Source organism: Teichococcus vastitatis (assembly GCF_003604215.1).
Lineage (GTDB): Bacteria > Pseudomonadota > Alphaproteobacteria > Acetobacterales > Acetobacteraceae > Pseudoroseomonas > Pseudoroseomonas vastitatis.
Window position 1 is genome coordinate 1 of sequence record NZ_QXGS01000069.1, and the last position, 7,697, is coordinate 7,697.

General features: G+C 67.1%; 6 protein-coding genes and 2 pseudogenes. 4 read left to right on the top strand and 4 right to left on the bottom strand.

Translation table 11 applies throughout. From position 1 onward, the window contains the following. Positions 1-360: 360 nt before the first annotated feature. From D2K64_RS22280 to leuC, 3 genes and pseudogenes are all read right to left on the bottom strand, one after another. Positions 361-1,347, bottom strand: coding sequence for a Bug family tripartite tricarboxylate transporter substrate binding protein (locus D2K64_RS22280; protein ID WP_157986044.1), 987 nt, complete (start codon positions 1,345-1,347; stop codon positions 361-363). 55 nt (positions 1,348-1,402) lie between these two features. Then, the gene (gene leuD / locus D2K64_RS22285; RefSeq protein ID WP_120010584.1) at positions 1,403-1,990 is read right to left on the bottom strand and encodes a 3-isopropylmalate dehydratase small subunit; all 588 of its coding nucleotides are present in this window, start codon (positions 1,988-1,990) and stop codon (positions 1,403-1,405) included. Further along, positions 1,990-3,394 (bottom strand): annotated as a pseudogene (gene leuC / locus D2K64_RS22290) (3-isopropylmalate dehydratase large subunit). Before leuC ends, leuD begins: the two are co-directional and overlap by 1 nt. 130 nt (positions 3,395-3,524) lie before the next feature. Here leuC and D2K64_RS22295 point away from each other — a divergent pair. Beyond that, a complete protein-coding gene (locus D2K64_RS22295) occupies positions 3,525-4,307 on the top strand; it encodes a GntR family transcriptional regulator (protein WP_120010585.1) in 783 nt (260 codons plus the stop codon). A gap of 31 nt (positions 4,308-4,338) precedes the next feature. Further along, positions 4,339-5,202 carry an isocitrate lyase/PEP mutase family protein gene (locus D2K64_RS22300; protein WP_120010586.1) on the top strand — a complete coding sequence of 288 codons (864 nt, stop codon included), beginning with the start codon at positions 4,339-4,341 and terminating at the stop codon, positions 5,200-5,202. An 877-nt stretch (positions 5,203-6,079) separates the two neighbouring features. Here the strand turns inward: D2K64_RS22300 and D2K64_RS22305 are convergent. Next, positions 6,080-6,637, bottom strand: coding sequence for a recombinase family protein (locus tag D2K64_RS22305; RefSeq protein ID WP_120010588.1), 558 nt, complete (start codon positions 6,635-6,637; stop codon positions 6,080-6,082). Positions 6,638-7,135: 498 nt separating this feature from the next. Between D2K64_RS22305 and D2K64_RS22310 the strand changes: the two genes are divergently transcribed. Together D2K64_RS22310 and D2K64_RS22315 are read left to right on the top strand one after the other, a co-directional pair. Then, the gene (locus D2K64_RS22310) at positions 7,136-7,360 is read left to right on the top strand and encodes a hypothetical protein (protein WP_120010587.1); all 225 of its coding nucleotides are present in this window, start codon (positions 7,136-7,138) and stop codon (positions 7,358-7,360) included. 89 nt (positions 7,361-7,449) lie between these two features. Then, positions 7,450-7,697, top strand: a pseudogene (locus D2K64_RS22315) (cupin); the annotation flags it as partial.

Sequence of the window (7,697 nt, forward strand, 5' to 3'; positions counted from 1 at the left end):
GGCAGCCGCTTCAGGGCCAGCGGCAACCAGGCCACCAGGGCGATCAGCACGCCGAAGCCGGTGAGAATCAGGATGTAAGAATCAGGTAGCCATTCGCTGTGCAGCATTCCGCTCCAACGTGCCAGCGGCGGCAGCGTTCGGCAGCAATTCCGCCATGAATCAGGGCTGCGGCCACAAAATCGGCATCGCCAAGTTGTTGTGGTGATGATCGCGCTGGAGTAAGTGCCCACTCATCGGCTGCCCCTGGGTTGGCGGCTCTCAGGGGGGTCGATCTCCGCCAGGCGGATCCCCACCTGCCGCCTGTTTGCAGTCAGCGGGGGTCAGGGTGCCGCCGTCAGCAATGCCCACCGCCTCGCAGCGCTACTCCGCGCTGGCCCCGGAAGCACGGACCACCGGCGCCCACCGCTGGGCTTCTGCCGCGACGTAGGCGGTGTACTCCGCCGGGCTCATCAGGCCAGGCATGCTGCCCAGCTCTCCCAGTCGCGCCTGGAGAGCCGCCGAACCGAGCACCTTCCGGGTAGCGTCCGACAAACGCTGCACCACCGCCTCGTTCATGCCGGCGGGACCAGAGAGACCATACCAGGGCAGGTTGATCAGATCGATGCCCTGCTCGCGGAAGGTCGGCACCTCCGGCACCAGGGCAGAGCGTTCCGGTCCACTGACGGCGATCGGTCGCACCGAGCCGGAGCGGAGATGCGGCAGGGCGGACGGCAGCGTGTCTGACATCATCGGCACGTTGCCGGCGATCACGTCGGTCATGGCGGGGCCGCCGCCGCGGTAAGGAACGTGGTTGAGCTTGGCGCCGGTCAACTCAGCGAAGCGGACCAGCAGCAGGTGGTTGGAGGAGCCGGAGCCAGAGGATGCCATGTCGAGCCCGCCCGGCGCATCCTGGGACATCCGCACGATATCGCCCAGGTTCTTCGCCGGAAAGGCCGGGTTCACCACCAGGATGGTGGGCGTCGTGACCAGCATGGCGATGTGGGTGAAGTCCTTCACCGGGTCATAGGGCAGGCTGCGGAACAACGTCGCCGCGATCGCGTGGCTCGCGATGTTGGACAAGAGCAGCATATAGCCGTCCGGTGGCGACTGAGCGACGAGCTGGCTGCCGATAGTCGCCGTGGCGCCGCCGCGGTTCTCGATCACGAAAGGCTGTCCCAACTCCTCCGACAGCGCCTGACCCACCAGCCGGCCTACCACGTCGGTGGAGCCGCCCGGTGGATAAGGGATCACGAGACGGACCGGCCGGCTCGGCCAGACCGCCTGGGCCGAAGCCGTTCCGGCGCGCAGCAGCGACGCCGTCGCGAGGGCACCGCCCGCCAGTTCGCGGCGCGAGATCATCAGGGGCATGGACGTTTTCCTCGTTGCTTGCGATCGGCGCGGCCGCTGGGTGCGGTCGGCGGGTTCAGGACAATCGGACCCAAGGGCGGCACCAGGCATCCGCGGCAGCGAAGGCGGCGATACGGTCTCGATGGCTGAGCGTCAGGTCGATGTCGCTCCACCCATTCAGCAGCTTGGTGCGCCAAACCGGGTCGATGGCGAAGGACCACTGCCGGCCGCCGGCCTCGACCGATTGCGCCTCGAGGTCGACGGTCAGCGTGGTGTTTCCCGCGTCCAACCAAGCCAGCAGCACCTCGATCTCTTCCTCGCCAAGGCGTGCCGGCACCAGGCCGTTGTTCACCGCGTTGCCGGCGAAGATGTCGCCGAAGCTCGGTGCCAGGACGCAGCGGAAGCCGTGATCCACCAGCGCGTAGACGGCGGCCTCGCGCGAGGAGCCGCTACCGAAGTTGCGCCGCGCCACCAGGATGCGGCTGCCTTGGCGCTCTGGCCGCATCAGCGGAAAGTCCGGTGCGCGCAGGTCATGCAGCAGGTAGTCGCCATAGCCGGCAGAGCGGGGCCGCTTCATGAAGCGTGCTGGGATCAGCTGATCGGTGTCCACATTCGCCAGCGGCAGCGGGCAGGCTGTGGCGGTCAGCCAGAGAAACCGCTCCATCACAGCCGTCCTTCCAGCAGCGGCCGCACATCTGCCAGGTGGCCTTGCACGGCGGCGGCCGCGGCCATCGCCGGCGACATCAGGTGCGTGCGGGCGCCCGGTCCCTGCCGGCCCTTGAAGTTGCGGTTGGTGGTGGAGGCGCAGCGCTCACCCGCCGGCACCAAGTCCCCATTCATGCCGACGCACATGGAACAGCCGGAATCCGCCCATTCCAGTCCCGCCTCGCGGAAGACGCGGTCCAGCCCCTCCTGCTCCGCCTGCTGCTTGACCAGCCGTGATCCCGGGGAGACCAACCCGGGAACCCGGGCCTGCCGCCCCGCAAGCACGGCGGCCGCCATGCGCAGATCCTCGATCCGGGCATTGGTGCAGGAGCCGATGAACACCCGGTCCACGGCGATCTCCGTCAGTTTCTGCCCGGCATGGAGGCCCATGTAATCCAGGCCGTCGCGGATCTGCGCCGCGCGCGCCTCGTTGGGCACCCGTGACGGGTCGGGCAAGGTGGCGGTGATCGGCAGGGCGTCCTCCGGGCTGACGCCCCAGGTGACGATCGGCGCGATGCTATCTGCCTCCAGCAGAACCTCTCTGTCGAACACCGCGTCGGCATCGCTGCCGAGGCCTAACCAATGCTGCGCGGCGCGTTCGAAGGCTTCACCGCTCGGCGCGAAGGGACGGCCTTGAAGATAGCCAAGTGTTGTCACGTCGGGCGCCACCATGCCGCAGCGCGCGCCGCTCTCGATGGCCAGGTTGCAGAGGGTGAGCCGGCCTTCCATGGACAGGTCCCTCACGGCCTCGCCGGCGTACTCCACCGCGTGGCCCATCGCGCCGTCGGCACCGATATGAGCGATGATCGATAGCGCCATGTCCTTGGCACCGGTGCCGGGTCCAGGCCGTCCATTCACGGTGACGCGTAGCCGCTTCGGGCGTCGCTGCCACAAGGTCTGCGTCATCAGCACGTGCGCCACCTCCGACGCGCCGATGCCGAAAGCCAGGGCGCCGAAGGCGCCGTGGGTGGAGGTGTGGCTGTCGCCGCACACCACGGTCAGCCCTGGTAGTGTCAGACCCTGCTCCGGCCCGACCACATGGACGATGCCTTGCGCAGCATGACTCAGCCCGAACAGGCGCAGCTCATGCGCCGCCGCGTTGCGGGACAGTTGCTCCACCATCCCCATGGCGGCGGCATCGGAAACGCTGCGGGTCGGAACATAATGGTCGGCGACGCCGATGTTGAGTGTCGGGTAGACCACCGCGGCGCCGCGCTCGCGCAGTTGGTTGAAGGCGTGGTGCGAACCTTCGTGGAAGAAGTGCCGGTCGATCCAGATCAGGCTCTGGCCGTCCTCGCGCGAGGATGGCATGCGCGTCCCAGATCTTGTCGAACAGCGCGCGCGGTCCCGGCATCTGTTCCATTCCCCCGTCTCGTTGCGTCGAGCTTAGTCGGAAGGCGCCGCGACGTGCAACCATCCGGTCCGCTAAACTAGACAGCACGATCCCTGCAGAATAGACAGCACCATAAGCACCTTCAGGAACGTGCCGCGGAATGAACGTCCTCGTCGAGCCATCCAGGGCCCGCAGCATCTACCTCCTGCTGCGCGACCGCATCGGCAGCGGGGCGTTGCAGGACGGTGACCGTCTGCCAGGCGAGCCCGACCTGGCGGCCGAGTACGGCGTTTCCCGCATGACGGTCCGCCGCGCCCTGGATCAGCTGGCAGCCAGCGGCATGGTGGAGCGCCGTCCGGGCGTCGGAACCTTCGTGACCTTATCGGTTCCGGCACCAGGGCCGATCGACGTCTCCGACGTCTTCTCGGACCTCAAGCAGATGGGGCGCCGCACCGAGGTGCGGCTGCTGGATTTCGGCTACGGGATTCCCGCTCCGGCCATCGCCGCCGCCCTGGCGCTGCCGCCAGGGAGTCGGGCGCAGCGCGCCGTCCGCGTACGCTCCGTCGCCGGCGAGCCGTTCTCCTTCCTGACCACGCACGTGCCCGAGCAGATCGGGTCAACTTATTCCGAGGCTGACCTCGCCAGCCGGCCCCTGCTGGAGTTGCTGGAGCGGTGCGGTCGCCGACTGGGCGACGCCAAGCAGAGCATCGCCGCGAGCCTGGCGGGACCAATGGTCGCCGCGGCGCTGCAGGTGGATATGGGCGCACCGCTGATCGCGCTGACGCGGCTGGTCGAGGACGCGGACGGCCAACCGATCGAGCATCTGCATGCTCTCTACCGGCCGGACCGCTTCACCTTCGAGATGCGACTGCAGCGCACCGGCACCGAGGGAGCCCGCCGCTGGAGCCCGCTGCCCCTGGCCACCCAACAGGAACCGGCCTGACGCAACGCAGGATCACCGAGGAGGAGACACGATGCCTCTCAAGCAGCGGCTGACCCAGGCAGGCCCGGTGGTGGCGCCCGGCATCTACGACGCCTTGACCGCCAAGCTGGCGATGGATGCGGGATTCGAGGCCGCCTACGTCTCTGGCGCCGCCGTGGCCTATACCCGGCTCGGTCGGCCGGATATCGGCCTGGTTTCCATGACGGAGATGAGCGAGACGGTCGCGCTCATTCGCGACCGCATCGGCCTGCCGCTGGTCGTCGACGCCGATAATGGGCACGGCAACGCGCTCAACACCCAGCGCACCGTGCGGTTGTTCGAGCGCGCCGGCGCCTCCGCCCTTCAGCTGGAGGACCAGACCCTGCCGAAGCGGTGCGGCCACCTGCAGGGCAAGGCACTGATCCCGGCGGCCGAGATGGTCGGCAAGGTCAAGGCCGCCGTGGATGCGCGCGCCAGCAGCGAGACGCTGATCATCGCCCGCACCGACGCGATCGCGGTGGAGGGGCTGCAGGCGGCACTCGACCGCGCCTCGCTCTACGCCGAGGCCGGGGCGGACCTGCTGTTCGTCGAGGCACCGCGCGACCAGGAGCAGATGAGCGCGATTGTTCGGCGGCTGGGTAGCCTGCGCCCGCTGCTAGCCAACATGGTGGAGGGCGGCGACACGCCGCTCGCCTCGGCGGCCGATCTCGGGGAGAGAGGGTTCAGTCTGGTGATCTTCCCGGGCGGCATTGTCCGGGCCATCGCCAGGACCGCGCAGGCCTATTATGCCTCGCTGGCCATGCACGGCAGTACCACTCCCTTTGCGGACCAGATGTTCAACTTCGACGGGCTGAACCGGGTGATCGGCACACCGGAGATGCTGGAACTGGGTCGCGGCTACGACGCTGTTCCTTGAACGCTGAGGGCGGAAACGTGATCGGCACATCGTGTCAGATGACCCGGGAAGCTCACGACGCTTGGAGAAGGTGAGGCGGGCGGTCTGCGTTTCCCTGGGCTTCTCCAGTCGCGGCGGGCCTGTGGCCGGCATGACCAGCCCGACGACGATTCCACCTCGGCGCAGCCGAAAGCCCTAGCCGCAGCCTTTGGAGGCCAACGGCCCCTCACAACCGTCCAGTCCGGCTCTGGATCGCAAGACGCTCATGAAGGCGAAGGCCGCATTTGATCCTGTCGCTCCCTTCATCACGGCCATGAGACGGTGCGACGAACCAAGCTTGGTCCGGTGCAGGCGGTGAAGATCACCCTCACGCCGAAGGTGCCACACGTCACCGATAAGCCTCCACGCACGAGGAAGAAGGCCGCATGACCACGGACCTAGCTCGCTTCTTGGCCACCCTCGACACGATCACGGCGATGATGTTCGTATCTCTGGCGCTACAAATCGGGATGCTGGTCATCCTCAGCCGGATGCGGCGCAGCTTGTCCCGAATGCGATCACAAAACCGATAGAGCGATAAACTATCTTTTTGCACTACTTATTTGATGTCATCCTGGCAGCTTGGAACCCGGAGCACACCGTGCGGATCGCGATAGCTGCTGTGTTCATGCTGTGGGCAGCGGCGTTTATGCTGATCTACTCAAGCCGGCAAAGCCCACTTGAAAAGTCGAGTGCTGCAAAGCCAGTTGACCTTGATCGCTGCATCACGCGTGGCGTGGATCATTTCAGGACCGTTGGCTCCTACCCGACCATCAGCGATGGCCGATATGCTTCCAACGTGGCCCGTCAGCGCTGCCAGCGGACCACAACCGCCTTCCCATGACAGCAACACCGTTCCTCAGCCTGCTTCACCCAGCACCCGATAGACGGATGCCCGCCCGATCCCGAGCTGCCGCGCGATCTCCGTAGGCTTCACACCCTCGGCCTTCAGCCGCCGTACATCATCGGCCTTCGCCCGCGCGGTCGGCTTGCGGCCTTTATACTTCTTCTCAGCCTTCGCCTTCGCGATCCCCTCGCGTTGCCGTTCCAGCATCATCGCGCGTTCAAAGGCGGCCACCGCCCCGAGCATCGTCAGGGTCAATTCTCCCGTTGGCGTGCGCGTGTCCACGGCCTGACTGCCCATGCTCCGGATGATGAGGCCGACGCCTTTGCCCTCCAGGCGCGTCACGATCCCCATGAGATCCGCGACGGATCGCGCCAGCCGGTCCAGCCTGGTGACAACCAAGGTGTCACCCTCCCGCACATAATCCAGCGCCCGTTCCAGCTCAGGCCGCTTGGCCACGGATGACACCCGCTCACGGAACACCTTGTCGCATCCCGCTGTCTGAAGGTCGCGCTCCTGCGCCGCCAGTCCGGCCTCTTGCTCCAGGGTGCTGGTGCGGGCGTAGCCGATCATCTGCCTGGCCTCCGGCGTCTTCTGAGCCGCGCTGTCCGCGGGCTTGGCCACGGATATCACCCCTTTCTGTCTCACAGGCGCTTCCGGCTTTGCGGGATCTCTCGAGGGCGCAGGCGCCTTTCCTGGCTCTTTTCTCCCAGGAGTCATCGATGCTTGCGGTCGCTGATGGACTGCCTCAGCCGGGATGCGCTTCGTCTGGATCGCCATGGCAGATATTCTCACTAGGTTTCGTAGTATACTGGGACGATATGCCTCAAAAATCGAATGGCAACTCTCGTGAGACACTTTCCGGATGTCTCACAGGGGCAAGATCTATTGGTAGAGAGGGTCCGCCTTGGGGCAGGCGGCAGTTCGTTGGTAGGGCCGTCGTCACAGCCGAAGCCAAGCTTTCCGGTGTGACCCTTTGCCCGCAGGTCATCCGGCCTCTGGCCTATGTTGGCCCACAGGTTCAGGCCTTCTCGCGCACAAGTTGCTTGCCGGCGGCTGCATCAGGCCGGCATGCTGCCCGGGATGTTCTGCGTCTCCGAGAGTGATGCCGCCCCGATCCGCACCGCCTTCACGGAAGGCGGCGAACTGGCGGCCGCGCTCGAGCTGCGTCGGCGCTTCGTGGGCCTCACCAGCAACGCCGACGCGCGGCGCTTCGTGCGCACGATCACCGCCTGGCAGGCGCCGCCGGAGCGTTCCCCGGATGCGGATCCCGAGGCGATGCCAGGGCCGCGCTGAACCTGCGCCCCCGATCGCCATGAGAGAGGCGCCGCAGGTGCCGTCCGGCTTGGCGCATCCGGTGCCGTCCCGCGGGCGTTGCCTTCTCCATGACGCACCCCGAAGCCCTGCCACTGGCCGATGACGGCGCCGGGTTCCCGAACTCGCCGCTCCCGCTGCTGGTGTACCGCGGCGCCCTGCCGGCCGATGCCGCTGCCCAGGAGGCGGTCTTCGCCCGGCACGGCTGGAGCAATGCCTGGCGCGACGGGATCTTCGGCTACCACCACTTCCACAGCATCGCCCACGAGGTGCTCGGCCTCGCCGCCGGCGAGGTGTCCGTAGAGTTCGGCGGACCGGC

What these genes read in the sequence shown, in the direction of transcription:
- leuD (WP_120010584.1), bottom strand. Translation starts at nt 1,990, where the DNA reads ATGGAGCGGTTTCTCTGGCTGACCGCCACAGCCTGCCCGCTGCCGCTG.
- D2K64_RS22280 (WP_157986044.1), bottom strand. Translation starts at nt 1,347, where the DNA reads ATGCCCCTGATGATCTCGCGCCGCGAACTGGCGGGCGGTGCCCTCGCG.
- D2K64_RS22295 (WP_120010585.1), top strand. Translation starts at nt 3,525, where the DNA reads ATGAACGTCCTCGTCGAGCCATCCAGGGCCCGCAGCATCTACCTCCTG.
- D2K64_RS22305 (WP_120010588.1), bottom strand. Translation starts at nt 6,637, where the DNA reads ATGATCGGCTACGCCCGCACCAGCACCCTGGAGCAAGAGGCCGGACTG.
- D2K64_RS22300 (WP_120010586.1), top strand. Translation starts at nt 4,339, where the DNA reads ATGCCTCTCAAGCAGCGGCTGACCCAGGCAGGCCCGGTGGTGGCGCCC.
- D2K64_RS22310 (WP_120010587.1), top strand. Translation starts at nt 7,136, where the DNA reads ATGCTGCCCGGGATGTTCTGCGTCTCCGAGAGTGATGCCGCCCCGATC.